The organism is Microbacterium sp. LBN7 (assembly GCF_045690345.1).
Classification (GTDB): domain Bacteria; phylum Actinomycetota; class Actinomycetes; order Actinomycetales; family Microbacteriaceae; genus Microbacterium.
In genome coordinates this window covers 296,130-322,413 of the sequence record NZ_CP147856.1, presented here as the reverse complement: position 1 = coordinate 322,413, position 26,284 = coordinate 296,130, and the positions used below count along the sequence as shown (strand labels likewise).

Annotated in this window: 28 protein-coding genes; 14 read left to right on the top strand and 14 right to left on the bottom strand. The window is 70.0% G+C overall.

The features are described from left to right. Positions 1–2 precede the first annotated feature (2 nt). A complete protein-coding gene (locus LBN7_RS01615) occupies positions 3–1,319 on the top strand; it encodes a hemolysin family protein (protein WP_341945736.1) in 1,317 nt (438 codons plus the stop codon). After that, positions 1,316–2,377, top strand: a complete 1,062-nt coding sequence (locus LBN7_RS01610) for a hemolysin family protein (protein WP_116635326.1) — start codon at positions 1,316–1,318, stop codon at positions 2,375–2,377. Before LBN7_RS01615 ends, LBN7_RS01610 begins: the two co-directional genes overlap by 4 nt. Positions 2,378–2,449: 72 nt before the next feature. Here the strand turns inward: LBN7_RS01610 and LBN7_RS01605 are convergent, their stop codons facing one another. Then, on the bottom strand, positions 2,450–3,517 hold the full coding sequence (locus LBN7_RS01605; protein WP_407360769.1) for an NADH:flavin oxidoreductase/NADH oxidase: 1,068 nt from the start codon (positions 3,515–3,517) through the stop codon (positions 2,450–2,452). 56 nt (positions 3,518–3,573) lie between these two features. Between LBN7_RS01605 and LBN7_RS01600 the strand changes: the two genes are divergently transcribed. The 6 genes from LBN7_RS01600 to LBN7_RS01575 are packed head-to-tail and all read left to right on the top strand — an operon-like array spanning position 3,574 to position 8,301. Continuing rightward, on the top strand, positions 3,574–4,407 hold the full coding sequence (locus tag LBN7_RS01600) for an NAD(P)H-hydrate dehydratase (RefSeq protein WP_407360768.1): 834 nt from the start codon (positions 3,574–3,576) through the stop codon (positions 4,405–4,407). After that, positions 4,404–5,642, top strand: coding sequence for a hypothetical protein (locus LBN7_RS01595; protein WP_407360767.1), 1,239 nt, complete (start codon positions 4,404–4,406; stop codon positions 5,640–5,642). The genes LBN7_RS01600 and LBN7_RS01595 overlap by 4 nt, the downstream gene beginning before the upstream one ends. A gap of 3 nt (positions 5,643–5,645) precedes the next feature. Further along, a complete protein-coding gene (locus LBN7_RS01590) occupies positions 5,646–5,975 on the top strand; it encodes an MTH1187 family thiamine-binding protein (protein WP_407360766.1) in 330 nt (109 codons plus the stop codon). Next, entirely contained in the window at positions 5,968–6,441 is a 474-nt protein-coding gene (locus LBN7_RS01585) for a GNAT family N-acetyltransferase (protein WP_407360765.1), read from the top strand. The genes LBN7_RS01590 and LBN7_RS01585 overlap by 8 nt, the downstream gene beginning before the upstream one ends. Positions 6,442–6,450: 9 nt before the next feature. After that, the gene (locus LBN7_RS01580; protein WP_407360764.1) at positions 6,451–7,680 is read left to right on the top strand and encodes an MFS transporter; all 1,230 of its coding nucleotides are present in this window, start codon (positions 6,451–6,453) and stop codon (positions 7,678–7,680) included. Between the two features lie 9 nt (positions 7,681–7,689). Then, on the top strand, positions 7,690–8,301 hold the full coding sequence (locus tag LBN7_RS01575) for an NUDIX domain-containing protein (RefSeq protein WP_116635319.1): 612 nt from the start codon (positions 7,690–7,692) through the stop codon (positions 8,299–8,301). Positions 8,302–8,310: 9 nt separating this feature from the next. Here LBN7_RS01575 and LBN7_RS01570 read toward each other — a convergent pair whose 3' ends face one another. From LBN7_RS01570 to LBN7_RS01560, 3 genes are all read right to left on the bottom strand, one after another. Then, positions 8,311–9,516 (bottom strand): homoserine O-acetyltransferase, encoded by a 1,206-nt coding sequence (locus LBN7_RS01570; RefSeq protein WP_407360763.1) that lies wholly within the window; start codon positions 9,514–9,516, stop codon positions 8,311–8,313. A 40-nt stretch (positions 9,517–9,556) separates the two neighbouring features. Further along, a complete protein-coding gene (locus LBN7_RS01565) occupies positions 9,557–10,567 on the bottom strand; it encodes an endonuclease/exonuclease/phosphatase family protein (protein WP_407360762.1) in 1,011 nt (336 codons plus the stop codon). Between the two features lie 101 nt (positions 10,568–10,668). Continuing rightward, a complete protein-coding gene (locus LBN7_RS01560; protein ID WP_116635316.1) occupies positions 10,669–11,991 on the bottom strand; it encodes a bifunctional o-acetylhomoserine/o-acetylserine sulfhydrylase in 1,323 nt (440 codons plus the stop codon). A gap of 147 nt (positions 11,992–12,138) precedes the next feature. Between LBN7_RS01560 and LBN7_RS01555 the strand changes: the two genes are divergently transcribed. The 3 genes from LBN7_RS01555 to LBN7_RS01545 are packed head-to-tail and all read left to right on the top strand — an operon-like array spanning position 12,139 to position 14,256. Further along, positions 12,139–12,921 (top strand): SDR family oxidoreductase, encoded by a 783-nt coding sequence (locus LBN7_RS01555; protein ID WP_407360761.1) that lies wholly within the window; start codon positions 12,139–12,141, stop codon positions 12,919–12,921. A 2-nt stretch (positions 12,922–12,923) separates the two neighbouring features. Then, entirely contained in the window at positions 12,924–13,637 is a 714-nt protein-coding gene (locus LBN7_RS01550) for a uracil-DNA glycosylase (RefSeq protein WP_407360760.1), read from the top strand. Between the two features lie 4 nt (positions 13,638–13,641). Beyond that, the gene (locus LBN7_RS01545; protein WP_341945725.1) at positions 13,642–14,256 is read left to right on the top strand and encodes an N-acetyltransferase family protein; all 615 of its coding nucleotides are present in this window, start codon (positions 13,642–13,644) and stop codon (positions 14,254–14,256) included. 7 nt (positions 14,257–14,263) lie between these two features. Here the strand turns inward: LBN7_RS01545 and LBN7_RS01540 are convergent, their stop codons facing one another. The 6 genes from LBN7_RS01540 to LBN7_RS01515 all read right to left on the bottom strand — a co-directional run bounded on the left by LBN7_RS01540 (position 14,264) and on the right by LBN7_RS01515 (position 20,222). Further along, the gene (locus tag LBN7_RS01540) at positions 14,264–15,052 is read right to left on the bottom strand and encodes an ABC transporter ATP-binding protein (RefSeq protein ID WP_407360759.1); all 789 of its coding nucleotides are present in this window, start codon (positions 15,050–15,052) and stop codon (positions 14,264–14,266) included. Next, complete coding sequence (locus LBN7_RS01535; RefSeq protein ID WP_407360758.1) at positions 15,049–15,840, bottom strand: ATP-binding cassette domain-containing protein; 792 nt, start codon at positions 15,838–15,840, stop codon at positions 15,049–15,051. Before LBN7_RS01535 ends, LBN7_RS01540 begins: the two co-directional genes overlap by 4 nt. Further along, on the bottom strand, positions 15,837–16,706 hold the full coding sequence (locus LBN7_RS01530) for an ABC transporter permease (RefSeq protein ID WP_341945722.1): 870 nt from the start codon (positions 16,704–16,706) through the stop codon (positions 15,837–15,839). The genes LBN7_RS01535 and LBN7_RS01530 overlap by 4 nt, the downstream gene beginning before the upstream one ends. Continuing rightward, the gene (locus tag LBN7_RS01525) at positions 16,703–17,653 is read right to left on the bottom strand and encodes an ABC transporter permease (protein WP_407360757.1); all 951 of its coding nucleotides are present in this window, start codon (positions 17,651–17,653) and stop codon (positions 16,703–16,705) included. The genes LBN7_RS01530 and LBN7_RS01525 overlap by 4 nt, the downstream gene beginning before the upstream one ends. A gap of 16 nt (positions 17,654–17,669) precedes the next feature. Continuing rightward, entirely contained in the window at positions 17,670–19,190 is a 1,521-nt protein-coding gene (locus LBN7_RS01520) for an ABC transporter substrate-binding protein (protein ID WP_341945720.1), read from the bottom strand. A 93-nt stretch (positions 19,191–19,283) separates the two neighbouring features. Next, positions 19,284–20,222 (bottom strand): alpha/beta fold hydrolase, encoded by a 939-nt coding sequence (locus tag LBN7_RS01515; protein ID WP_407360756.1) that lies wholly within the window; start codon positions 20,220–20,222, stop codon positions 19,284–19,286. 170 nt (positions 20,223–20,392) lie between these two features. Here LBN7_RS01515 and LBN7_RS01510 point away from each other — a divergent pair, with 170 nt between their 5' ends. Genes LBN7_RS01510 through LBN7_RS01500 form a run of 3 tightly spaced genes read left to right on the top strand, consistent with a single transcriptional unit; the run spans position 20,393 to position 22,080 of the window. Continuing rightward, positions 20,393–20,869, top strand: coding sequence for a carboxymuconolactone decarboxylase family protein (locus LBN7_RS01510; protein ID WP_407360755.1), 477 nt, complete (start codon positions 20,393–20,395; stop codon positions 20,867–20,869). Beyond that, on the top strand, positions 20,866–21,576 hold the full coding sequence (locus LBN7_RS01505; protein ID WP_116635306.1) for a tyrosine-protein phosphatase: 711 nt from the start codon (positions 20,866–20,868) through the stop codon (positions 21,574–21,576). Before LBN7_RS01510 ends, LBN7_RS01505 begins: the two co-directional genes overlap by 4 nt. Before the next feature lie 33 nt (positions 21,577–21,609). Next, positions 21,610–22,080, top strand: coding sequence for an SIP domain-containing protein (locus LBN7_RS01500; protein WP_407360754.1), 471 nt, complete (start codon positions 21,610–21,612; stop codon positions 22,078–22,080). A 4-nt stretch (positions 22,081–22,084) separates the two neighbouring features. Here LBN7_RS01500 and LBN7_RS01495 read toward each other — a convergent pair whose 3' ends face one another. The 4 genes from LBN7_RS01495 to LBN7_RS01480 form a co-directional block, all read right to left on the bottom strand. Continuing rightward, entirely contained in the window at positions 22,085–22,522 is a 438-nt protein-coding gene (locus tag LBN7_RS01495) for a Fe-S oxidoreductase (RefSeq protein WP_407360753.1), read from the bottom strand. Further along, entirely contained in the window at positions 22,519–23,322 is an 804-nt protein-coding gene (locus LBN7_RS01490) for an arginase family protein (protein WP_407360752.1), read from the bottom strand. Before LBN7_RS01490 ends, LBN7_RS01495 begins: the two co-directional genes overlap by 4 nt. A 68-nt stretch (positions 23,323–23,390) precedes the next feature. Then, on the bottom strand, positions 23,391–24,134 hold the full coding sequence (locus LBN7_RS01485) for a PspA/IM30 family protein (RefSeq protein WP_116635302.1): 744 nt from the start codon (positions 24,132–24,134) through the stop codon (positions 23,391–23,393). Between the two features lie 58 nt (positions 24,135–24,192). After that, positions 24,193–26,262 (bottom strand): TPM domain-containing protein, encoded by a 2,070-nt coding sequence (locus LBN7_RS01480; protein WP_341945715.1) that lies wholly within the window; start codon positions 26,260–26,262, stop codon positions 24,193–24,195. Positions 26,263–26,284: the final 22 nt, after the last annotated feature.

Genomic DNA, 26,284 nt, shown 5'->3' with positions numbered 1-26,284 from the left:
TGATGGACTACATCATGTTGGGCGTGGGGCTCCTGCTCACGGTCGGCACCGGCCTCTTCGTCGCGAGCGAGTTCGCGCTGGTCAATCTCGACCGCGCCGACCTCGAGGCGCGTCAGGCACGAGGCGAATCCCGGCTCTCGCTCACGATCAGCGCCCTCAAGCACACGTCGACGCATCTCTCGTCGGCGCAGCTCGGCATCACGCTGACGACGCTCCTCACCGGTTACACGATGGAGCCCGCGCTGTCGAACCTGCTCCGTCCGACTCTCCTCGCCTGGAGCATCCCCGAGGCTGCCGTCGCTCCGATCGCGACCATCGTCGCGATGCTGGTCGCCACGGTGCTGTCGATGATCCTCGGCGAGCTGGTCCCGAAGAACTTCGCGCTGGCGCTGCCGCGGCAGACCGCCAAGCTCGTCATCCCCTTCCAGGTCGCGTTCACGACGGTGTTCAAACCCGCCATCGTGGTGCTCAACGGCAGCGCGAACGGTGTGCTGCGCAGCATGGGCATCGAGCCCAAGGAGGAGCTCTCCGGTGCGCGCAGCGCCGAGGAGCTCTCGTCCCTCGTCCGCCGCTCCGCGAACGCGGGGCTGCTCGAGGCCGACACGGCCAGCCTGCTCGACCGCACGCTCACCTTCTCGCGGCTCAGCGCCGCCGATGTCATGACGGCCCGGCCGAGCATGCATGCGCTCGCCGCGGGCGACTCCGCCGATGACGTCATCCAGCTGGCACGTCGCACCGGCCACAGCCGCTTCCCCGTCTACGACGACGACCTCGACGACATCTCCGGCGTCGTGCACCTGAAGGCGGCCATCTCGGTGCCGCGTGAGCGTCGCGCGGAGGTGCCGGTGGGCGCTCTCGCGACGGACGCGCTCCGGGTCCCGGAGACCGTGCACGTCGACGGTCTCATCTCCGAGCTCCGCGCTCGCGGCTACCAGCTCGCCATCGTCGTCGACGAGTACGGCGGCACCGCGGGTCTCGTGACACTCGAGGACCTCGTCGAGGAGCTCGTCGGCGAGGTGTCGGACGAGCACGACCGCACGAGGGCCGGCATCGTCCGCGGGCGCGACGGCATCATGTTCCCGGGTGAACTGCGACCGGACGAGCTGCGAAGCCGCGCCGGAGTCGTGGTTCCGGAGGGCGACGTCTACGACACGGTCGGCGGGTACGTCATGAGCGTGCTCGAGCGCGTGCCGACCGTCGGAGACGAGGTGACGGTCGACAGCGGCATGCTCCAGGTCGTCCGGATGGACGGCCGGAGGGTCGACCGCGTGAGATACGTCCCGAGACCGCACGACACCGCAGAGGAGGCCACCCGATGAACGACTGGGGAGGACTCGCCTGGCTCGTGGTGCTGCTCGTCGCGAACGCGTTCTTCGTCGGCGCCGAGTTCGCGGTCATCTCCGCGCGGCGCTCGCAGATCGAGCCGCGCGCCGAGGAGGGCTCGCGCGCTGCCAAGACCGCGCTCTATGCCATGGAGCACGCGACGCTGATGCTCGCGACATCGCAGCTCGGCATCACGATCTGCTCGCTGCTGATCCTGAACGTCTCCGAGCCCGCGATCCACCACCTGCTCGCCGTGCCGATGCACGCGCTCGGCTGGTCGGACGGCGTCGTCGATGTCGTGTCGTTCACGATCGCGCTGCTGATCGTCTCGTTCCTGCACGTCGTGTTCGGCGAGATGGTGCCGAAGAACCTCGCGTTCTCGGTGCCGGACCGGGCGGTGCTGATCCTGGCGACCCCGCTCGTGTGGGTGTCGAAGATCTTCATGCCGGTGATCTGGCTCCTGAACGCGGCCGCCAACGGCGTGCTGCGACTGTTCCGGGTCGAGCCGAAGAACGAGGCCGCCTCGACCTTCACGCTCGACGAGGTCGCGACCATCGTCGATCAGTCGCGCCGCGAGGGCGTGCTGACCGACACCGCGGGAACCGTGGCGGCCGCCGTGGAGTTCACGGACAAGAAGGCGCGCGACGTGGCCGTTCCGCTCAGCGACCTCATCACGCTGCCGCAGTCGACGACACCCGACGACATCGAGAAGGCGGTCGCCCGATACGGGTTCTCCCGCTACGTGATCGTCGATGCGGATGCCGTGCCGGTCGGCTACGTCCATCTGAAGGACATCCTGCGGGCTTCCGACGGCCCGGACGCCGCCGAGAAGCTGGTGGAGCCGCTTCCGGCGAAGCGCATCCACCACATGGTCCCCGTGCAGGAGGACACCGATCTGGAGGACGCCCTCGCGCTCATGCGCCGTGCCGGTCGTCATCTGGCCAAGGTGCGCGACGCGGACGGCCGCACGACCGCCGTGCTGTTCCTGGAGGACATCCTGGAGGAGCTCGTCGGCGAGGTGCAGGACGCGACCCGTCGCATCCGGGGACGCTGACCGCGCACGCCTCACGACGAAGGCCGCCGTCCCGGTTCTCGGGGCGGCGGCCTTCGTCCGGCACGGCGCCGGTCAGCGCCAGCGTGCGCGGTCGTACTGCGGCGGCCAGGCGACCTCGGCGCCGAGCTCGTGCGCCGCGCGGAGGCCGAAATGCGGATCGCGCAGCCATTCGCGTCCGGCGAAGATCGCATCGGCCGCCCCCGCGGCGAGCACCTGCTCGGCCTGTTCCGCCGCCGTGATGAGTCCGACGGCCGAGACCGGGATGCGTCCTCCCTGCCGGACGGTCTCGGCGAGGGGGACCTGGTAGCCCGGGAAGACCTCGATCCGCTGGTGGGCGACGAGCCCGCCGCTGGAGACGTCGATGAAGTCCGCGCCGTGCTGAGACGCCCAGTCTCCGACCACAGCCGCCTCGTCGGCGGTGAAGCCGCCGTCGGCGTAGTCCGTGGCCGAGATGCGCACGAACAGCGGAACCTCCTCGCCGACCTCGGCGCGGACGGCGTCCACGACGCGCAGGAGCAGTCGGGCGCGGTTGTCCAGCGACCCGCCGTACTCGTCGTCGCGGAGGTTCGACAGCGGCGACAGGAACTGGTGCAGCAGGTAGCCGTGCGCCCCGTGCAGCTCGAGCACGTCGAAGCCCGCGTCGACCGCGCGTCGGGCGGCCGCGGCGAAGGCGTCGACCACGCGGTCGATCCCTGCGGCATCCAGCGCGGCCGGATCAGCGAAGCCCTCAAAGGCGACGGCGGACGGTGCGCTCGTCGTCCACCCGCCCTCGTCGGACGGCACCGAGCCGCGACTCTCCGCCCACGGCCACCAGGTCGAGGCCTTGCGACCCGCGTGGGCGAGCTGGATCCCGGCGACCGCACCGCGATCGTGGATCGCCTGCACGATGGGAGCCCAGGCGTTGCGCTGGTCGTCGTTCCAGAGTCCGACGTCGCGCGGCGAGATGCGACCCTCCGGCACGACGGCGGTCGCCTCCGCCACGATGAGCCCCGCGCCGCCCGATGCGAACTGGGCGAGATGGCTGTGGTGCCATTCCTGTACGACGCCGTCGACGGCGCTGTACATGCACATCGGCGACACCCACAGGCGGTTGCGGAACGTGACGGATCGGATGGTCAGTGGGGAGAAGAGGAGGCTCACCGTTCGACGTTACCCCCGCGTGCGCGGGGCGGGGGCCGTCCCGCTAACGTGGAGTCATGGTCGAGGTGCGCGAGTGGACACGCAGCGATACCGCGCGGTTCCTCCGGGTGCCGACGTCGGACGACGACAAGTACGCCCGTGGCGTCGTCGCGCTGCGCACCGGCTCGCCCGCCTACCCCGGTGCCGCCGTCCTCGGTGTCGAGGCCGCGTGGCGGGCAGGTGCCGGTTTCGTCCGGTACGTCGGGGCGTCCCGAGTGGCGGATGCCGTGCTGGCTCGTCGTCCGGAGACGGTCGCCGGTCCCGACGCGGGCGGAACGCGGGTGGACGTCTGGGTGATCGGGTCGGGCACGGATCCGGGGGAGCGCAGCGACACCGAGACCCTGGCGCTGCGGGAGATCCTCTCCGGGTCGGCCACGGTGATCATCGACGCCGGGGCACTCGACCTCGCGCCTGGCACGCGCGCTCCCTTCCTCGTGACGCCGCACGCGCGCGAGTTCTCGAGGCTGCGGGAGCGTCTGCGGGTGCCCTCGTCGGGCGACGACCGTGCCGAGGCGGCGTCCCAGGTCGCCGCGAAGATCGGTGGAACCGTGCTGCTCAAAGGCGCTCGAACGCTGATCGCCGACCCGTCCGGAGCCGTCATCGCCGTGGAAGCCGGGACCGGCTGGCTGGCGACGGCAGGGACCGGGGATGTGCTCGCCGGCGCTCTCGGCGCGGTCACGGCCGCCAATCCCGGCGCCTCTCTGGCGGAGGCCGCAGCGGCGGGAGCGTGGTTGCACGGCCATGCCGCCCGCATCGCCGCGGGTGTGCTCGAGGGCGCACCGGGACACCCGATCGTCGCGATGGATGTCGCGGATGCTCTCCCGTCCGCGATCGCGGACGTCCTGGCGTGAGCCGGACCCGGACGATCCGCGTGGTCGTGCTGTGGTGTGTCTTCCTTTTCGTGCACCTCGTCACGGCCGCGCTGGGCTGGGTGTATCCGAGCCAGCCCATGGGCGACGTCGTCCTGGTCTATGAGCCCTGGGCGTCGTCGGCGATCGGCGGGGGAGCGATCATGGGTGTCAGCGAGACGTGGGTCTATCCACAGCTCGCCCTCGTGCCGATGCTGCTGACCGCGGGACTGGCCGCGCCGCTCGTGCCGCTTCTCGGAGTCTCCGGTGCCTACCTGGTCGCCTGGGCGCTCCTGGTCACGGTGCTCGACGCTGTCGCGTTCGGCGTCCTGATCGGACGAGCGCCGTCCCGGCCGCGGCGCGTCGCCGCGTGGTTCTGGATCGCCGCCGTCCTGCTCCTCGGTCCCATCGCGATCTACCGGATCGACGCGATCACCGTCCCGCTCGCCGTGATCGGCGGACTCTGGCTCGCGTCGCGACCCGTCGTGGCCGTCGCGCTGCTGACGATCGGCGCCTGGATCAAGATCTGGCCGGGTGCTCTGGTCCTGGCGGCGATCCTGGCCGTCCGTGCGCGGATCCGGATGCTGCTCGCCGCCGCAGCCGTCAGCGCCGGTGTCGTCGTGGTGCTGCTGCTGCTCGGGGCGGACACCGAGGTGTTCGGCTTCCTCACCGAGCAGACGGGGCGCGGACTGCAGATCGAGGCCGTGGCGGCGACGCCGTTCCTGTGGCTTGCTGTCGCCGGCTCCGCGCGCATCGAGTACAGCTTCGAGATCCTGACGTTCCAGATCACCGGGTCCGGCACGGAGGCGGTCACCGCGATCCTCACGCCGCTCATGATCATCGCCGCGGCCGCCGTGGCCGCGATCGGCGCCGTGAAGGCCGCGCGCGGAGCATCCTTCGCCCGGCTCTTCCCGCCGCTCGCCCTGAGCCTGGTCGTCGTGCTCATCGTGACGAACAAGGTCGGTTCGCCGCAGTTCCAGACCTGGCTGATCGCACCCGTCGTGCTGTGGATCATCTTCGACGGCATCCGGGCCCGCGTGCCCGCGCTGATCGTGCTGACCCTGTGCGCGCTGACCTGCCTCGTCTATCCGCTGAGCTATGACGCGCTGCTGCGGGCGGAGCTGCTGCCGGTCCTGGTGCTCACGCTGCGCAACGTCCTTCTCCTCGTGCTTCTCGCCGTCGGCATCCGGGCTCTCGCCCGTGTGCCTGCCCACCGACCTTCGAAACCCAGGGAGTGAACCATGCTGATCGCCTTCTCCGTCGCCCCGAGCGGCATCCCCGCCGGCGGTGCCGAGCGCACCGACGACTCCGTGCACGATGCCGTCGCCGCGGCGGTGCGCGTCGTCCGCGAATCGGGCCTGCCGCACCGCACCACCAGCATGTTCACCGAGGTCGAGGGGCCTGACTGGGACACCGTGATGGACGTCGTGAAGCGCGCGACCGAGGCCGTGATGCCGTTCGGCTCACGGGTCTCGCTGGTGCTCAAGGCCGACATCCGTCCGGGGTACTCCGGAGAGCTCGATGCCAAGATCGAGCGGCTCGAGGCGGCGATCGACGGGGCGGATGACTGACCGTCGCGCTCGCGCGGAGGTGACTCTCCGCCCTGCGGAGTCTGCGGACCTGGGCTGGCTCGCCGATCTCCGCGCGATCGTGCTCCGCGCAGACCTGGAGCGTCTCGGGCGCTATGACGCGGTCCGCGTGCGGCAGCGGCTCCGCGACGCCTATGATCCATCGGTCACGCGGATCGTGGTCGTCGACGGCGAGGATGTCGGCTGCATCGCCGTGCGTCGCGAAGACGACACCCACTGGATCGAGCACTTCTACCTGGCTCGATCGCACCAGGGGCGTGGCGTCGGCGGACGCATCCTGACGATGGTCCTGCAGGACGACGTGCTCTATCGGCTCAACGTGCTGCAGGGAAGCGCCGCGCGGCGCCTCTACGAGCGCCACGGCTTCGTCGTCGACCGGGAGGACGAGGTCGATGTCTTCATGAGCCTCACCCGGACGGGGCGGATCGAGGAGTCCGGGGACCGGTAAGCTGATCCGGTGAATCCCTCGACAGAATCGAGGGGTGCGGCGAAGAGGGCGCTCCTCTCTCTCGCCATCGGCAGTTTCGGCATCGGCATGACCGAGTTCGTGGTCATGGGCCTGCTGCCCGACATCGCCGGTGACCTGCTGCCCGCCCTCTGGTCCTCGAGTCGGGAGGATGCCCTGAGTCAGGCCGGGTGGCTCATCTCCCTGTATGCGCTCGGCGTCGTCATCGGCGCCCCGACCATCGCGGGCTTCGTCGCGCGGTACCCGCGGCATCGCGTCATGATCGTGCTGGCGCTGGCTCTGACGGTCTTCAACACCCTGACCGTGGTGCTCCCGTCGTTCGAGCTCGTCGGGATCTCACGCTTCCTCGCCGGCCTTCCGCACGGCGCCTATTTCGGCATCGGCGCGCTCGTCGCGGCCGATGTGATGGGTCCGGGCAACCGGGCGAAGGGCGTCGCGTTCATCCTCACGGGGCTGACGGTCGCCAACGTCGTCGGTGTACCGCTGGGCACCTTCCTCGGCCAGCAGTGGGGGTGGCGCACCGCATTCGCGGTCGTGGCGCTCGTCTTCGCCCTGGCCACGCTCTGCATCGCGCTGTTCGTGCCCGCGCACCCCGGGTCGCCGGGCCGCACCATGCGCCAGGAGCTCGGGGTGTTCCGCATCCCGCAGGTGTGGTTCACGCTCGGCGTCGGAGCGATCGGATTCGGCGGCTTCTTCGCCGTCTACAGCTACATCGCACCGGTCGTCACCGAGGTGGCGGGGTCGCCGGAATGGGCCGTGCCGATCGTGCTCGTCCTGATGGGCATCGGCATGACGATCGGAAACCTCGTGGGCGGCCACCTCGCCGACATCGACCTGCGCCGCACGCTGCTGATCGGGCTCGCCGTGATGGCAGCCACGTTCGTCCTGCTCGCCGTGCTGTCGTTCTGGATCGTGACTCTGTGCCTGATGGTCCTGATCGTCGGATTCGTCTCATCGGTTCTCAGCCCGACCATCCAGACACGGCTGATGGATGTCGCGGGGGACAACCAGTCGATCGCCGCCGCGATGAACCACTCGGCCCTGAACATCGGCAACAGCCTCGGAGCCTTCCTCGGCGGCGTCGTCATCGCCCTGGGCTGGGGGTTCACGGCTCCGGCGCTGACCGGAGCAGGGCTCGCCGTCGCCGGACTGCTGATCGCCCTGCTGTCGTACCGCCTCGAAGCGCGCCGCGCCTCCGCTGCTGTACTCGTCGCGTCCTAGAGTGGCGGGGTGAGCTCTCCCGACGAATCCCTGCCCGTGGCGGGCACCGTCGTGCTGCTGCGTGCTGCCGATCCCGGCTTCGAGGTGCTTCTCATCCGCCGTCCCGATCGCGGGTCGTTCGCCGGTGCGTGGGTCTTCCCAGGCGGGAAGGTCGAGCCGGCCGATCGGCGTATCGGCGAGGCCGAGAGCGACGACGCGCGTCGCGCCGGTATCCGGGAGACCCGCGAAGAGGTCGGCCTCGCGGTCGCGGACCTGGTGCCGCTGTCGGAGTGGCGTCCGCCGCTCGAGGCGCCGACGCGGATCCGTACCTGGTTCTTCCTCGCGATGGCTCCCGTTGCGGAGCCTGTGGCGTCGGCGGACGAGGTGGCGGAGCTCACCTGGGCGAGCCCGGCCGACGCTCTGGCGCGACACGCCGCCGGTGAGTGGGTGCTCTTCCCGCCGACGTGGATCACCCTGCACCAGCTCACCGGCTTCGTCGACGCGGCGTCGGCGCTGTCCTCTGCAGGCGCTGCGCAGCTCTTCCAGACGCGCGTGCTCGACACCGACGCCGGGCGCGCCTTCGCCTGGGAGCAGGGAAGACTCGAGGCCGGAACCCTGCCCTGGCGCTTCGTACGGAGCTGAGCCTCGGGCTCAGTCGGCGAGCAGCTGCCGCAGGTGCGTGCCGACGGCTTCCGTCTCGATGAGGAAGCCGTCATGCCCGAAGTCACTGGTGAGCACGACCGCCTCGCCGCCGACGACATCCGGGATGCTCCGCGCGATGCGCTGCTGTCCGTCCACGGGGAAGAGGCGGTCGCTGTCGATGCCGATCACGAGTGTCCTGGCCGTGACTGCGCGCAGAGCTTCCTCCACACCCCCGCGATCCCGCCCGACGTCGTGCGAGTTCATGGCTTCGACCAGCGTGATGTAGCTGTTCGCATCGAAGCGGCGCGTGAACTTGTTCCCGTGGAAGTCGAGGTAGGACTCGACGGCGAAGCGACCGCCGTGGCCGAGCGGGGAGACGCCGGACTGCCACGAGCGCTGGAACCGCTGGTTGAGCTCGATCGGACTGCGGTAGTTCAGCAGAGCCATCCGCCGGGCGAGGGCGAGGCCGCGGTGAGGACCGTCGCCGTCGCCGAGGTCGTAGTACTCCCCGCCCTGGAAGCGCGGGTCCATCCGGATCGCCTCGAGCTGCACCGTGTTCAGCGCGATCTGGTCGGCGGTGGTGACCGGGGGTGAGGAGAGCACGGCGAGACGCGCGACGCGCTCGGGATGCGTGACGGCCCACTCGAGAGCGTGCATGCCGCCCATCGAGCCGCCGATGACAGCGGCCCACCGGTCGATGCCGAGGGCATCGGCGAGACGCACCTGCGCCGCCACCTGGTCGCGGATCGTGAGGTAGGGGAAGCGAGAGGCCCACTCGTAGCCGGTGGGCGCGACGCTCGCCGGCCCCGTCGAGCCCTGGCAGCCGCCGAGCATGTTCGGGGCGATCACGAACCAGCGGTCCGTGTCGAGCGGAGCGCCGGGACCGGTGATGTCCTCCCACCACCCGGCGGTCGCATGACCCGCACCGGCCGCCCCGCGCACGTGGCTGTCACCGGTGAGCGCGTGCAGCACGAGCACGGCGTTGTCCCGTGCGGCGTTCAGCTCGCCCCAGCTCTCGTAGGCGAGACGGATGCCGGGAAGGACCGCACCGCTCTCGGTCGTGAACGCGCCGAAGCTCCCGAAGCGCCGACCGCCGACGGGGTCTCCGTCGCGCCACGCGCCGGTCGCCGGAGGGCGAGCACGGAGCAGCCGCACATCGGCCTCCGTCACGGGCGCTGAGGGCACCGTGTCCTCGGAGGTCGTCTGCCAGTCCATGTTCCCATTCTCGCCTGGCGGGGGACCGGTGCGTCGAACGTTACGGTCCCGGGGCGGAGTCCGCGTCCCGGATCCCGACGCTGACGCTCGTCACGGTCGCGAGATGATCGCTGTTCCCGGCGCGTCGTGTCGTGGAGCTGTGCACGTCGAGGCCCCGCACGAAGACGTGGTCGATGCGGACGAGGGGCAGGGCGGCCGGCCAGGTCATGCCGAGGGTGCCGTCGGTCGGTCGGACCCAGTCGAGCCGGGAGCGGACCGCGCTCAGGGCCGGATCCGCCGACGCGGCGTTGAAGTCTCCGACGACGATGATCGAGCCGGCCTCGTCGTCGGCGACGGCCTGGGCGATGCCCTCCAGCATAATGTCGCGATCGTGCTGCTGTCCCGGGCGCACCGATGCCGCATGCAGGACGTACACGGCGACGTCGGCATCCGGAGTGCGCACCGAGACGCGGAGTGCGCGCTTCCAGTCGAGTCCGAGCGTCAGCGGCACCGCGTCGTCGATCGGGAAGCGGCTCCACACACCCACCGTCCCGATCGCGTACGAGTGCGGGTACTCCTCGGCCAGCGCCGCGCTCGCCGCGGTCAGGCTGTCCCCGTCGAGTTCGGTGAGGGCGATCACGTCGGCGTCGAGGGCCGCGAGATCGTCGGCTGACGCGGCGGCGCCGCCGGAATGCGCGCGTACGTTCTGGCTGACGACGGTCAGCGGCGTGGCATCCGTCGCCGGGCCGGTGCCCGGACCAGGGAGCGAGGGGAGGATCGCGACTGCCCAGACGAGAGCGGGGACCAGCAGCAGGAGGAGCACGCGACGCGCGAGGAACAGCGCGATGACCGCCACGATCGCGAGCGCGACACCGGTCCACGGCAGGGCGGCGGCCGCGGCCGTGCCGATCAGTCCGGGCACCCAGACGCAGATCACCGCGACCAGCAGGATCAGCCCGGCCACCGCGATGAGCCGTCGCGTGCGCGCGCGGGAGCGCCGAGAGGACGGTCTCGGCGTGGTCGGTCGGACGGATGTGGTGTCGATCGTGCGCTCCTCGGGCAGACCTCCCATTCTGGCGCGGCCGTGCTGTGCACTCGCCGTGTGGAGGCCTGCCGACACGAAGATGCCCCGAGCAGGGGCTCGGGGCATCTTCGTGTCGTGCGGTGTGCGGATCAGGCGCGAGCGGCCTCCGACACGCGGCGAGCCGCGGCGAGAGCCTCTTCGAGGTCGGCCTTGAGGTCGTCGACGTTCTCGATGCCCACCGAGAGACGCACGAGGCCAGGAGTGACGCCGGCCGTGAGCTGCTGCTCGGGCGTGAGCTGGGCGTGGGTGGTCGATGCCGGGTGGATCACGAGCGAGCGCACATCGCCGATGTTGGCGAGGTGGCTGAACAGCGACAGGCTGTTGACGAACTCGCGGCCGGCCTCGACACCGCCCTTGAGCTCGAAGGACAGCACGGCGCCGACACCCTTGGGGGCGTACTCGTTCGCCTTGGCGTACCACGGCGAAGAGGGCAGTCCGGAGTAGTTGACGGTCGCGACGTCATCGCGGCTGTCGAGCCACTCGGCGATCTCCTGTGCGTTCTGCACGTGGCGCTCGATGCGCAGCGACAGCGTCTCGACGCCCTGGATGAGGTTCCAGGCGCTCTGCGGGGCGATGGCCGATCCGAGGTCGCGCAGCAGCTGTACGCGCGCCTTGATGATGTACGCGAGCGGGTCGCCGACCGCGGCGGTGTAGCTCGCGCCGTGGTACGAGGGGTCCGGAACCGTGAGACCCGGGAACTTCTCGACGTTCTTCGACCACTCGAACGTGCCGCCGTCGATGATGACGCCGCCGATGGTCGTGCCGTGGCCGCCGAGGAACTTCGTGACCGAGTGCACGACGATGTCGGCGCCGAACTCGAACGGGCGGATCAGGTACGGCGTGGCGATCGTGTTGTCGACGATCAGAGGGACGCCGTTCTCGTGCGCGACGTCGGCCACCGTGCGGATGTCGAGGATGTTGATCTGCGGGTTGCCGATGGTCTCGGCGAAGAACAGCTTCGTGTTCGGGCGGACCGCGCGGCGCCATTCCTCGGGGTCGTCCTGGTTCTCGACGAAGGTGACCTCGATGCCGAGCTTCGCGAGGGTGTACTTGAAGAGGTTGTACGTTCCGCCGTAGATCGAGCTCGAGGCGACGAAGTGGTCGCCCGCCTCGGCGATGTTGAGCACGGCGAACGTGGAGGCCGCCTGACCGCTGGACAGGACCAGGGCGCCGGTGCCGCCCTCGAGCGCGGCGAGGCGCTGCTCGAGCACGTCCTGCGTGGGGTTCTGGATGCGGGTGTAGATGTTGCCGAACTCCGCGAGGGCGAAGAGGTTCGCGGCGTGGTCCGCGCTGTCGAACACGTATGACGTCGTCTGGTAGATCGGCGTGGCGCGGGCCTTCGTGACCGGATCGGGTGCGGCACCCGAGTGGATCTGCTTGGTCTCGAAGCGCCAGGACTCGGGTGCGGTCATGTGTTCCCCCTGGAACGTGTGAAGGTCGGATGGCGGATGCCGTTGCAGCGAGAGTACGGAACATCGGCTCGTGTCAACAAGGGACGGGAAATGTGACGTAACAGTGCCGGACCGCGAAATCGCGCGGGAACATCGTACGGTGGAGGCATGGTGATCAGACGTGCAGTGGTGACAGGTGCGAGCTCCGGGATCGGCGCGGCGACGGTGCGCGAGCTCCGCGCCCGCGGATGGGATGTCGTCGGCGTCGCCCGACGGGAGGACCGGCTGACCGCGCTCGCCGAGGAGACTGGGGCCTCGGCCATCGCCTGCGACCTCACCGACGCCGCAGCGGTCGACGCGCTCGTGGCCGAGCTCGAGAAGTCCGGGCCCGTGCACGCCCTCGTGCAGGTCGCGGGCGGAGCGCGCGGAACGGATCGCGTGGAGGACGCGTCGATCGACGACTGGCAGTGGATGTTCGACGCCAACGTGCTGGCGACGCAGCGTCTGGTGGCAGGGCTCCTCCCGCTCCTGCGCCGCGCGGCGACAGCGGACGGGCACGCCGACACCGTGTTCATCACGTCGACGGCCGCGCAGACGGCCTACGCCGGAGGGGCGGGATACAACGCCGCCAAGGCGGCGGAGTCGATGCTCGTCAAGGTGCTCCGTCAGGAGCTCAACGGAGAGCCGGTCCGCGTCGTCGAGGTCGCTCCCGGCATGGTGCACACCGAGGAGTTCACGCTGAACCGTCTCGGCGGCGACACGGTGGCGGCCGAAGCCGTGTACTCCGGCGTCGAGGCGCCGCTCCTCGCAGAGGACGTCGCCGACGTCATCGCCTACGCGCTGGAGTCGCCGGCGCACGTCAACCTCGACCAGATCACGATGCGTCCGGTCGCCCAGTCGGCCCAGCACCTTCTCGCCCGCGGCCCGCTGCGCGTGCGATCCATCGACTGACGATGGCCCGTACCCTCGCCGAGCTCGCCGCCGACGGGCAGATCGATCCGGGCTGGGCCGAGGCGCTCGCGCCGGCGCAGGAGCAGATCACCGCCCTGGGGGAGCGTCTCCGTGCCGAGCAGGCAGCCGGTCACGGCTATCTTCCTGCCGGGGAGAACGTGCTTCGCGCCTTCCAGCGGCCGCTGTCGGAGGTGCGGGTCCTCATCACCGGTCAGGACCCGTATCCGACGCCCGGGCATCCGATCGGTCTGTCCTTCGCCGTCGACCGCGAGGTGCGCCCGCTCCCGCGCAGCCTGGCGAACATCTACAAGGAGCGCGAGAGCGATCTCGGCATCCCACCGGCGCCGCACGGCGATCTGACGGCGTGGAGCGACCAGGGCGTGCTGCTGCTCAATCGCGTCCTCACCGTGCAGCCGGGTGCGGCGGCGTCTCACCGCGGCTGGGGCTGGGAGGTCGTCACCGAACTCGCGATCCGGACCCTCGTGGCCCGCGACCAGCCGCTCGTCGCGATCCTGTGGGGGAGGGATGCCGCGAACCTGCAGCCGCTGCTCGGCGAGACGCCGGTCATCGCGTCGGCGCACCCCTCGCCGCTCTCCGCCAGCCGCGGCTTCTTCGGCTCCCGGCCGTTCTCCCGGGCGAACGCACTCCTCGAGGAACTCGGCGCCGATCCGGTGGACTGGAGAGTGGAGGGCGACGCGCCTTCCTCCCTAAGCTGAACCCATGCAGTTCGAGCCGGGAGACCGTCGTCGTGTCCTGCCGCGCCATCTGCGCCCGGAGGCGGCACCGGAGGTGTTCTCATACGTCATCCGTCCTGCACGCGCCAACGACCTCGCCCATATCCGGGAGATCTACAACCACTTCGTCAGCAACTCCGCAGTGACGCTCGACGAGCGCCGCAGCAGCATCCCGTACTGGCGGGACAAGTTCGCGCTCCTCGAGCGGTTGAAGCTGCCGTTCCTCGTCGCGGTCTCATCGCGGGGCGAGGTGATCGGCTACGCGCTCGCGCAGCCCTGGGCGGGCAAGAACGCCTACCGCTACACGGTCGAGGACTCGATCTACCTCGGGCCGGGTGCCGGCGGCAAGGGGCTCGGTGCGGCCCTGCTGCAAGCGCTCATCGACGCCTGCGAGCAGATCGGACTGCGGGAGATGGTCGCGGTCATCAGCGACAGCGGAGCCGAGGCTTCGATCCGTCTGCACGCCAAGCTGGGCTTCGTCGAGGCCGGGCGGATGGGACGCGTGGGCTACAAGTTCGGGCGCGACCTCGGGACCGTGTACATGCGACGTGTGCTCAAGCCCGTGGGGCGGCGGCGGGGGAGCCTCTTCGGTGGTCGCTGAGGCCGGGTCAGGAGCCGGGGATCACCGGGATCGCCGACAGCAGCTTCTTCGTGTAGGCCGCCTGCGGGTGCAGGAGCACGTCCTTCGTGGAGCCGCGCTCGACGATGTGGCCGTCCTTCATCACGACGACCGCGTCGCACAGGTTCTGCACGACCCCGATGTCGTGCGAGACGAGCAGCAGGGTGAGGGCGGTCGTTCGTCGCAGCTCGATCAGCAGCTCGAGGATCTGCGCGCGCACCGTGACATCGAGAGCGGACAGCGGCTCGTCTCCGACGAGGATGCGCGGACGGTGCACGATGGCTCTGGCGAGTGCGATCCGCTGGCGCTGCCCGCCGGAGAACTCGTGGGGATAGCGGTCGGCCATCTCCGGTTCCAGCCCGACCTGCTCCAGGACCTCGCGGACCCTCGCCCGGTGGTCGCCCTCGATCCCGAGCGCCCACAGCGGTTCGCGCACGATCTGCCCCGCCGACATCCGCGGGTCCAGCGACGCGTACGGGTCCTGGAACACCAGCCCTGTCTCGCGGCGCAGCCAGTGCAGGGACTTCGCGGAGGCCGTGGCGTCCACGGCGCGCCCGTCCACGCTCACGGTCCCGGTCGTCGGACGATCGAGCCCCAGCAGGAGGCGGACGAGCGTGGACTTGCCGGAGCCGGACTCGCCGATGATCCCCATCGACGATCCTTCGACGACGTCGAGATCGGTGGGCGCGAGTGCGGTCTGCCGACGCGTGCGCTCGAAGGATGAGTGCTTCGGGACGACGAAGTCCCGGCTCAGATCCCGCGCTTCGATCAGGCTCATGACGCGCCGCCTTCCGGTCGCCAGAGCGTGGCGGTCGCGTCACGGAGCAGAGCCCGGGTGACGGGAGATGTCGGCGCGGTCAGGAGGGTGGACACGGGTGCCGCCTCGATCACGCGTCCGTGCTCCAGGACGACGCCCTCCGTCGCCACCTGCGCGAGCACGGCGAGATCATGCGTGATGAAGACGAGCGACATGCCCTCCTCGGCGACGAGCGACAGCAGCAGCGAGAGGATCTCGGACTGGATCGTGACGTCGAGCGCCGTGGTCGGCTCGTCGGCGATCAGCAGTCGCGGACGGCAGGCGAGGGCCATGGCGATCGCCACGCGCTGCCGCTGGCCGCCCGAGAGCTGGTGCGGGTAGCGGTCCACGATCGACGCCGGATCGGGCAGGCGAACGCGTTCCGCCTCGGCGATCGCGCGGTCTCGGGCCTCGCGGCGGCCGAGCCCCTCGTGGATCCGGATGGACTCCGCGATCTGTCGTCCGACGGTCCGGATCGGGTTGAGCGCGGTCCGGGGCTCTTGGAAGACGATGCCGATGTCGTCGCCGCGCAGCTTCGCGAGCTCGCGATCCGGCATGCCGATCAGCTCGGTGCCGTTCCAGCGGATGCTGCCGCTCGCGGTGGCCCCCTCGGGGAGGAGTCCGAGCACGGCGAGGGCGGTGAGCGACTTGCCGGAGCCGGATTCGCCGATCAGCCCGAGGCGCGAGCCGTCCGGCACGTCGAAGGAGACGCCGTCGACCACCCGACGTCCCTCGATGTCGATGACCAGGTCCTGCACGGCGAGCGTCATGCGACCACCGCCGGGGTGTGCAGCTCCGCCGCACGGTGGCGCAGAGTCGGGTCCGTCGCCTCGCGCAGCCCGTCGCCGAGCAGATTCAGGGCGAGGACCGTGACGGTGATGGTCAGGCCCGGCCAGATCACGGAGAGCGGATGGACGCCGATGTACCGCTGGAGGTCGGCCAGCAGGATGCCCCAGCTCGGCTCGACCACCGATGCGCCGAAGCCGAGGTACGACAGCCCTGCCTCGGCGAGGACGGCGACGGCCATCGACCAGGAGAGCTGCACGATGAACACCGGTGCGACGTTCGGAAGCAGGTGCCGGGCGAGGCTCTGCGCGGGGGTGAGTCCGGATGCGCGGGCGGCGAGCACGAAGTCGCTCTGCTGCACCCGCCTCAGCTCCGGACGGGTGACACGGGCGATGTTGACGCCGAAGCCGATCCCGACCGCCCAGATGACGACCCACAGCGATCCGCCCCAGACGGAGGAGATCATCATGGCGATCAGCAGCACGGGGAACGCGATGAGGATGTCGACGAACACGGCGACGGTCTCTCGCACCCAGCGCGTGGTGAGGGCTCCGAGCGCTGCGAGGGAGATGCCGATGACGGTCGCCACCACGCCGGCGCCGACGCTGACGAACACGGCCGTCCGTGCCCCGGCCATGATCAGGCTGAGGATGTCGCGACCGGTGTCGTCGGTGCCGAGCAGGTGCGGCCAGCTGGGCGGCAGCCAGCGGTCGCCGATGTTCGACGACTGCGGATCGAACGGCGTCCAGAACGACGACACGAGCGCGGTGACGGCGATCAGCGCCACGACGATGAGCCCGAAGCGACCGGTCGCCGTCGCCCAGAGCCTCGTCAGCCAGCGGGGGATCATGCGGCCTCCCGCTGTCGGGGGTCGATCGCGCGGTGCAGCAGATCGACGAGGAAGCCGACCACGAGCACGAATCCGGTGAGCACGAGCAGTTCGCTCTGCACCTTGATCAGGTCGCGGGTGCCGACGTCGGCCACGAGCATCCGTCCGATGCCGGGCAGCGTGAACAGCTGCTCGATCACGACCGATCCCACGATGATCCCGGCCACCTGGAGTCCCAGGACCGTGATGATCGACAGACCCACCGCAGGGATGCCGTGTTGGATCAGCGCCCTGGTGCGCGTCAGACCCTTCGCGGCGGCGGTGCGGACGAAGTCCTGGCCGGCCGCCTGCAGCGTGGCGCTGCGGACGAAGCGCATGAGCATCGCGCCCTCGACGATCCCGATCGTGAGCGCAGGGAGCAGCAGAGCTTCGATGGCCTTTCCCGGCGTCGACCAGCCGGTGCGCGGGAACCCCTGCGGCGGCAGCCAGCCGAGCCAGACCGAGAAGACCACGATCAGCATCATGCCCGCCCAGACGACGGGGACGGCCGCGAGCGTCTGGGCACCGACGCTGAGCGCCGTGCCGCCGCGACGGCCGCGGAGGAGCGCCGCGACGATCCCGAAGGGCACGGCGATCAGGATAGCGATCAGCAGTGACATGATCCCGAGCGGGACGGTGACCTGCGACTTGAGGAACAGCTCTTCACCGACGGAGGCACCGGAGAGCAGCGAGGTGCCGAGATCCCCCCGGAAGATGCCGCCGATCCAGTCGGTGTACTGCGCGAGGAGCGGGCGATCGAGTCCGAGCGATTCGCGCAGGGCGTCGACCTCGGCGGGGGAGGCCTGCGTCCCGGCGATCAGCTGCGCGACGTCGCCGGGGAAGACCCGCAGCGTCAGGAAGATGAGCACGCTCGACACGAGGAGCCCTGCGACGAGCAGGGCTCCTCGGACGAGCGCGTAGCGGAGCACGGAGGGCCGACCGCTCCTACTTCTCGGCGGAGACGGTGACGCCCGCGAGGTTGATGCGCGAGTTGATCGAGTCCTCGGGGAAGCCGGCCACGATCGGGCTCACTGCGGTGACGGTCTCGCCGTTGTACAGCCAGTCCGCGGCGTGGTCCTCGGACACGATGCGGGCGGCCTGCGCGAGGAGCTCGGCGGACTTGTCGGGATCCACCTCGGCCTGCGCCTGCTCGTAGAGCCCCTGGACCTCGGCGTTGTCGTAGCCGAAGTAGTAGTCCGGATTCGCGAAGTTGCCGAAGTCCCGCGGCTCGACGTGCAGCACGAAGCTCAGGTCGTAGTCATGGTTGGTGTAGACGTCCTCGAGCCAGGCGGGGAACTCCACGGAATCGACCTCGAGGGTCACACCGACCTTCGCGAAGTCCGAGATCAGGACCTTCGGCACGGTCGTCCCGTAGAAGCTCGGGATGGTGAGGGTGAGCTCGAGGTCTTCCTGGCCGGCTTCGGCGAGGAGCTCCTTGGCCTTCTCCGGGTCGTACGAGATGACGTCGGAGAGGTCCTCGTAACCGGGGTCGAGCTCCGGGATCGGTCCGTACAGGGTGGTGCCGGCTCCGACGGCCTCGATCAGGGCCTCATGGTCGATGGCCAGACGCAGGGCTTCGCGCACGCGCACGTCGTCGAGCGGCGCCTTCTTGTTGTTGAAGGCCAGCGTCGCCTTGTCGGTGGTGCGGCCCTTGGTGAGCGTGAAGTCCCCGGAGTCCTCGAGCTGCGACGCGAGGTTCGGGTCCACCGCCGTCAGCACGTCGACGTCGCCGGCGAGTGCGGCGTTCACACCGGCCGTGAAGTCGGGGATGTACTGGAACTCCACCTCGGCGACACCGGCCGCCTCGCCCCAGTAGGCCTCGTTGCGCGCGAAGGTGATCGTGCTGCCCTTGTTCCAGCGTGTGAGAGTGAACGGACCCGTGCCGTTCTCTGCCGTCTTCAGGTCCGTCGTGTCACCGGACTTGAAGATCAGTCCCGCGGGCCCGGTGAGGGCGAACAGGAAGTTCTGGTTCGGCGCGGAGAGCACGATCTCGATGGTCGTGGCGTCCGGCGCGGTGATCGAGGCCACCGAGGCGAACTCCGCGTTGCCCTGCACGGTCGCGTCGGTGCGCACGGTCTCGTAGGAGGCGACGACGTCGGCGGATGTGAGCGGGGTGCCGTCGTGGAAGGCGACACCGTCGTTCAGAGTGAACGTGTAGGTGAGCCCGTCGGCGGACACCTCGTAGTCGGAGGCGATCCGGCCCTCGATCTCGTTGTCCTGCGTGCGCGTCACGAGACCCTCGTAGATGTTGTCGATGAGGATCTGCTCGATGGCGGCGCCGCTGGTGTGCCGGATGTCGAGGTTGGTCGGCTCGAGCACGAGTCCCACGTGCAGGGTCGCGTCGGGGTCGGGCTTCCCGGGAGACGAGGACGGGGTCTCCGCGGGGGTGCCGGAGCAGGCGCTGAGGATGACGGCGGTCGCCGCGAGGGCGGAGATCAGCGCGAGACGTCGGGTGCGTCGGAACATGAGGCGTTTCCTCTCGGTGCGGCAGTTGCTGTGTGCCGTTGGATCGAGCCTAGGGATGGCGGGAGGGATGCGGGGCGGATGCGGAACGAATCGTCACAAACCGGTGCCGGGGGAGGTGCCGGCTGCGGCGGAGGCGACGAGGTCGGCGAGCGACGTCGGCGCCGTCTCCTGCACGTTGTGGGTGGCGTCGACGACGACCACGCGCGCCTCGGGGATGCGGCGCTGCAGCTCCGCGGTATCCGCCTCGCTGACGAAGCCGCGGGTGGCGCGCACCAGCGTGATCGGGGCGCGTACGGCCGCCAGGTCGTCCCAGCCGGTCTCGTGCAGCGCGGAGGGGGCGACGGCCGATCCCGGATCGTGGGCAGCGAGCGCTCGAGCAGCGAGATGTGCGAAGTGGTGCTTCCACTCGATGCGCCCGTCCGGCCGCACGCGGGTGTTGAGGAAGACGCCGCGCTCGGTCTCCGGTCGGGTGCCCCCGAAGCCGAGGGACATCGCCTTGTCGACGAGCTCAGCGCGAGTGGCGAAGTCAGTGGGCCCTTCGTAGAAGGCGCGCAGCGCAGCGGGCCCGGCGCTGACGTCGATGCCCGGGGTGATGTCGACCACGACGAGCTCCGACACGAGGTCCGGTCGAGCCGCGGCGAGGGCCGCGCCGGTGAGCCCGCCGAGAGACTGCCCGACGACGAGCTGGGGCTGTGCGGTCCAGGCATCGAGGGCAGCGGCGACGTCGACGGCGAGCGTGCGCGGAGTGTAGTCGGCGTCGGTCCGCCAGGAGGAGTCTCCGTGGCCGGCCAGGTCGATCGCGAGCAGCGGCTGCTGCAGGGCGAGCGAGGTGGTGTCCCAGGTGTGCGCGTTCAGCCCGGCGCCGTGCAGAAGCGTGACCCGTGGTGCCTCGATCCCGAAGCGCAGCGCGCTCACTGTGCGACCACCGGGGAGGGGGAGCGTCACGCGCTCGACCGGGGGGAGAGGGACGCCCAGGGCTTCGGCCTGTGCGGGAAGATAGCTGAACTCGGTGATGTCGATCGCCACGTCCATATTCTGCTCCTCGGATTCGGCGGCAGGAAATTGCGGAGCGATATGACAAGCAATATGCGGACATCTACGGACATATTCACTAGTCATCCTTCTTGGTGCTGAGCATTTCGCATTTCACCGCCTGTCGATGACCGAGGGCGCCCTGTTCGCGCGACGAATATCATGGAGACATGAGCGAGACGCGCGTGCACCTTTCCAAGACCGAGCCGGCGGCGTATCAGGCGCTCGACGCGTTCGCGAGGACGGTCGGCGACATCTGCGCCGCCAACGGCATCGACGATCGACTCAAGGAGATCGTCATGATCCACTGCTCGCAGCTGAACGGATGCAGCTACTGCGCCCGACTCCACGTCGATCGGGCGCTCAAGGCCGGTCTCGACACCGACACGATCACCCAGATCCCGGTCTGGCGTGAGAGCGGCGTGTTCAGCGACCGGGAGCGCGCAGCGCTCGAGCTCGCCGAGGCGTTCACCTTCATCGCCGACGACGGTGTGTCTGACGAGGTCTACGACCTGGTGGGGAGCGTGTTCACCGAGAAGGAGTACGCGGCACTGAGCTGGGCATGCGTCTCCATCAACGCCTTCAACCGCATCGTCATCGCCGGACGCTACCCGGTGCCGCCTCGTGCTCCGCAGGCGCAGGCATGACGATCCTCGACATCGACGGCGTCAACAACGTCCGCGACGTCGGCGGCATCCCCGCGGAGGGCGGACGGATCCGCTCGGGCGTGCTGCTGCGATCCGGGCAGCTGTCGGGTGCGACGCCCCGCGGTGCGACCGCGCTGCAGAGCAGCATCCAGCACATCGTCGATCTGCGCGACGGCGAAGAGGTCGCGGCGGAGCCGACCGAGATCGAGGGCCCGGAGACCACGCACCTTCCGCTGTTCCTCGGGTCGGTGCGCTCGTTCTTCGAGGCGGACACGAGCCTCGACGACCTCTACCTGCACCTGCTCGAGGAGAGCGGGGAGCGTCTGGTCGACGCCATCCGGATCATCGCCGAGGGCAAGCCGACGCTCGTGCACTGCACTGTGGGCAAGGACCGAACGGGCGTGACCGTCGCGCTCGCGCTGTCCGCCGTCGGCGCTGATCGCGAGGCTGTGATCGCCGACTACGCGCTCACGGAGTCGCAGCTGCCGGCGCAGCGTTCGCAGCGCATCGCGGACTACCTCCGGTCGCAGCATCCCGAGGCGGTGCACGCCGTCGCCCTTGCGACGCAGTCGCCGGCGCCCGTGATGCGTGCGCTGCTGGAGCAGGTCGACGAGCGCTGGGGTTCGGCAGCCGGTTATCTGCGTGCGAACGGGATGACGGATGCCGAGCTGGCAGCTCTGAAGAAGGCACTCGTCGAGGAAGGTTAGGCAAGCCTTCACTTGGTGTACGATGGAGACACCATGAACACCTCCCTCGAGCTCCGCAGCACGCGTGCCCAGCGCCGCGAAGCGCGACGCCGTGCGCACCACCTGGTGACCGCTGACGAGCACTCGCTCGCCGACCTCGAGATGTTCCTGGGCACTCTTCCCCTGTGCGCATCCGGCCGCATCTTCATCGAGGTCCCCGACGCGTCCGACATCGGCGTGGTCGAGGCTCCCGGACGCATGACCGTCACGTGGCTCGCTCGCGGACAGCGGTCCGGCGCACCGGGCTCAGGGCGCTCGTGCGCACCAGGACAGGCCCTCGCTCGCGCCACCTGCGCATGGGCCGACGAGATGATGTGCGACGACGAGATCCAGACGCACGTCACGCTTCTCGGGGGCTACCTCGGCACGGCGGACATCGTGGATCACCTGACGCACACGCTCGACATCGAGCCCGCGCTCATCCACGCTCCCGAGCGCTTCGGACTGCTGCCCGCCGACCGCTGATCCGTCAGCGCGCGCGGCGCACGTAGTTGCCGTCCTCCAGGCCCGCCTCGATCTCGAAGCGGTTGCGCAGCGGGTCGCGTCCCGCGAACAGGTACAGCAGCGGCATCAGGAAGCCGTAGCGCAGCCACTGCTCCTTGTGCACCGCCTCGTGACGCAGCACCGCGTCCGTCGGACGCGTGTCACCGGTGAGGAAGCATCCGCCGACGCACACTCCGCCCCGGTTGAATGTCCATCTCGGCATGCCCTGGAAGATCCAGAGACCCGCGCGGCGCTCGACCGGGCCCGTGCTCCACAGCGAGCCCCAGAGCCAGCCGACTCCCGTGCCCCACCAGTAGCCGACGCGGCTGATCGGCGAACGCAGCAGGAACGAGGGGATGCGACGATCGAATCGTCGCCCGCGGGCGAGCGCCGCCTCCGCCGTCGGCCTCCAGTCCGCGCTCACGCGACAGCCCCGACCAGGCGCAGAAGGGCGCCCAGATCGTCGACCGCATCCGCCGGGGAGCGAGGCGCGAAACCGGAGATGGTGGCGCCCGCGAGCGGAACCTGTTCCCGCAGCCGACGGATCGCCGCGCCGAGGACTGCGGGAGAGACGCCGAAGGGAGCGGCGGAGGAGACTCCGGCGAGATCCGAGGGATCGAGCACGTCGACGTCGATGTGCACCCAGACGCGGGCCGCTCCCGTCGCGCTGACGGCCTCGGCCAGCGCATCGGTGCGCGCGAGGTCGTCGACGGAGAGCTGTGTGAGCGTGTCGAGCTGGTCGACCTCCGCGTCATCGACGTCGCGCATGCCGACCGTGACGATGCGATCGCGCGGGATGCCGGGGGAGAGCACGACCTGCTCCTCTCCCTGCCCGAGCACGGCGCGCAGGGCCATGCCGGAGAAGGCTCCGGACGGCGAGGTCTCCGGCGTGTGGAGGTCGCCGTGCGCATCGCACCACACCACCGCGAGGTCATCCGTTCCGCCCGGCAGCGCCGCGAGGGCCGCGACGGTGACGCTGCAGTCGCCGCCGATGATGACGGTGCCCTCCTGCAGATGCTCGCGCACCAGTTCGCGAGTGCGCAGCAGCGCGCTCAGGCGACGGACGCCGGTGCCGAGTGACTCTCCGGCTTCGACGGGCACATCGAGCAGGGTCGTCGCCGCGCGCGGAAGGTCGCCGGCGATCGCGGAGGCGCCGTCGACGAGGAGCATCGCGCGCGGTGCGGGCGAGCCCTGCCACTGCGGGACGACGAGGAATCGCACCATGGGTTGCCTCCGGGGGAGAAAGCGCCGATGCCCCGGACGAATGGTGTCCGGGGCATCGGCGGGGTGTGTCAGGAGCCTTCGATGGCCTGGCGCGGCGCGGTGCCGCCGGCCTTGAGCTCGGCGAGGCGCGCCTCGACCTCGGTCAGCTCGCCGAGGTCTTCCAGGCTCTCGAACTGCGCGTCGAGGCTGGAGGCCGCAAGCTCGATCTTGCCCTGGGCGATGGCCTCCTGGCGGCGGACCTTGTCTTCGAAGCGCCCGAGCTCGCTGGTGGGGTCGAGGACGTTGATCGAACCGACGGCGTCCTGCACCTTGGTCTGCGCCTCGGCGACCTTGGCACGGGCGAGCAGCTCGCTGCGCTTATTCTTCAGCTCGCCGAGCTTGTCCTTCATGCCGTTGAGGCCGCTCTTGAGCTTGTCGACGATCTCGGTCTGCGCGGCGATCTGCGGCTCGGCGCCGGTCGCCTCGCGCTCGGCGCTGATCTGGCGCTGCAGCGCGATCTTCGCGAGGTTGTCGAACTTGTCGGCGTCCGCGGCGTTGCCGGTCGTGCGCATCTCGTCGGCCTTGCGGCTGGCGGCGAGAGCCTTGTTGCCCCACTCGGTGGCCGCCTGGACGTCTTCTTCGTGATCGCGCTCGAGCAGGCGCAGGTTGCCGATGGTCTCGGCGATCGCGGACTCGGCGTCGGCGATGCTGTTCGTGTAGTCGCGAACGAGCTGATCGATCATCTTCTGCGGGTCTTCGGCAGAGTCGAGGAGCGAGTTGATGTTCGCGCGGACGAGGGTCGAGATACGTCCGAAGATGGACTGCTTGGTCATGCGTGATTCCTTTCAGAGGGACGGAGTCGTGAGCCTGGGGTACCTGTCGATGTGCGGATCAGAAGCGCCTACCTCCGGATCGACCGCTGCGGCCGCTGCTGCTGCTGCGGGAACTGCTCCGCGAGCTGCTGCGGGAGCCTCCTCCGAAACCGGAGCTGCGGTAGCCGCCGCCCCCTCCGGAGCGCCAGCTGCTGCTGCGGGAGGAGCTTCCGCCGCCTCCACCACCGGAGAGGAGTCCGCCGATGATGCCGCCGAGGATGTCGCCACCGATTCCCGAGCCGCCGGACGACGAGCCGGAGCCGCCGAACAGCCCGCCTCCCCATCCGTCGTCCGCGGCGGAGGGGGAGTTGTAGGACTGCACGTCGGACTGAGCGGCGTAGGTCGCCTGGCGCACCAGCTCGACCGCGCGGTTCGCCTCGGCCAGTGCCGCCTCGGCATCCGTCGCCCGCAGATTCTGCGCCTGGGTCAGGCTGGCCTCGGCAGAGGCGAGGCGGGTGCGCGCGGTGGAGCCCACCGTGCCGCGGCGGGTCTCGATGTACTCGCGCGTCGCGCGGATCTCGGAGTTCGCCTGAGTCAGGGTCTGGTCGAGGACCTGCTGCACCCGACGGGCGCGTTCTGCGGTCTCCCGACCCTGCGCGAGGGCGGCGTCGATCTGCGCGTTCGCAGCCGTGAGCGTCGCGAACGCGGCCTGCGGGTTGCGGCCCGCGCCGGCCAGCTGCGTCTGCGCCAGCTGCACCTGCTGGGCCGTCGCGGATGCGGCCGCGGCGATCGTGCCGCCGGCATCCGGAAGCTGCTGGGCTGCGGCGAGATCGCCCTGCAGTTCGACGATCAGCGCCTGCGCTTGGGTCTCGATCGTCGCGAGCTCCTGCCCGAGCGCCGTGATGGCCTGTGCGAGCTGCGCCGACTGCGCGACCGACTGCTCGGCGGTGCGGATCGCGAACGCTGCTTCGCCGGATCGACCGGCCGCGATCGCCTGGCCTGCGGCCTCGATCGAGCGATCCGCGAGAGTGGCGCGCTCCTGCGCGTGAGCGGGATTGTCCGACACGGTGCTGAGCGCTGCGGGATCGTACGAGGCCGACAGCGCCGCCAGGGCGGGAGCGGCCGATGCGAGAACGGGTGCCAGGGCCGCCCGCTCGCCGCGAACCCGCTCGAGCTCCTGAGGGGCGTTCTGCTCGAGCTTGCGCAGCTCGTCGAAGGCCTCGGTGTTCTCCTCCAGGACGTCGCCGATCTCGTCGGCGAGCTGGATGATGCGGATGTGCCAGGCCCGGTGGTCCTGGATCGTGTCCTCGATCTCGTCGTCGAGCTTCTGCTTGAGGTCGAAGGCCTCGGACATCTTCGCCTTCGCCGCCTCGACGGCATGCGTGAACTCGGCCGTGGCGCCCTCGCCGAACTGCGCGACGGCGAATCCGAGCTCCTCCTTGCTCGAGGTGATCGCATCGTCGGCCTGCACGAGGGCGACCCCTGCCTGCGTCTCGACCTGCTCGTCGGTGAGTGTGGAGAACGGATCGTTCGGGTCGGGCGTCTCGGGCATCGCGCCGCGCCGCCGCACCTCGGCGTCGCGTCGCGAGCGGCGGACGAGCGCGATGACGAGCCACAGGAGCAGGCCGGCCGCCACGACGGCGCCGATGATCAGCGCCACGCGCAGAGCGCCCGCGCCGCCGTCGCCCTGGATCTCGTCGGCCGCGAGCGTGATCGCCCCGACCCAGTCGTTCTGCGCGGCGAGCGGCACCATCTTGTTCTCGACGTCGTCGAGCTTGCTGTCGCTCAGCGGGCCGTCGGGTGCGGCGGAGATGTAGTAGCTGCGGCCCTCGACGGCGATCGCGAGCAGATACTGCTCGGAGCCGAGGTTGTTGTTCTGCGCGACCGTGTCCGCCCACTCGGCGTTGTCAGAGGGGGAGGAGAAGTCGTCGACCAGGACGACGAAGAGGTCGGCGTTCGAGTTCGCGCTCAATTCCGTCAGACGGGCCTCGACGGCATCCTCTTGCGCGGAGCTCAGCACCCCGGCGTCGTCGGTGACGTACCCGGAGTCGAGCGTGAGCGGATCGGTGGCGGATGCCGCGGAGGCGGAGAACGCCCCTGCGACGGCGGCCACGGTCAACGCGGCCAGCGTGAGCCACCGTTTCGTCATGCTTTTCCCTCCGACCGGCAGC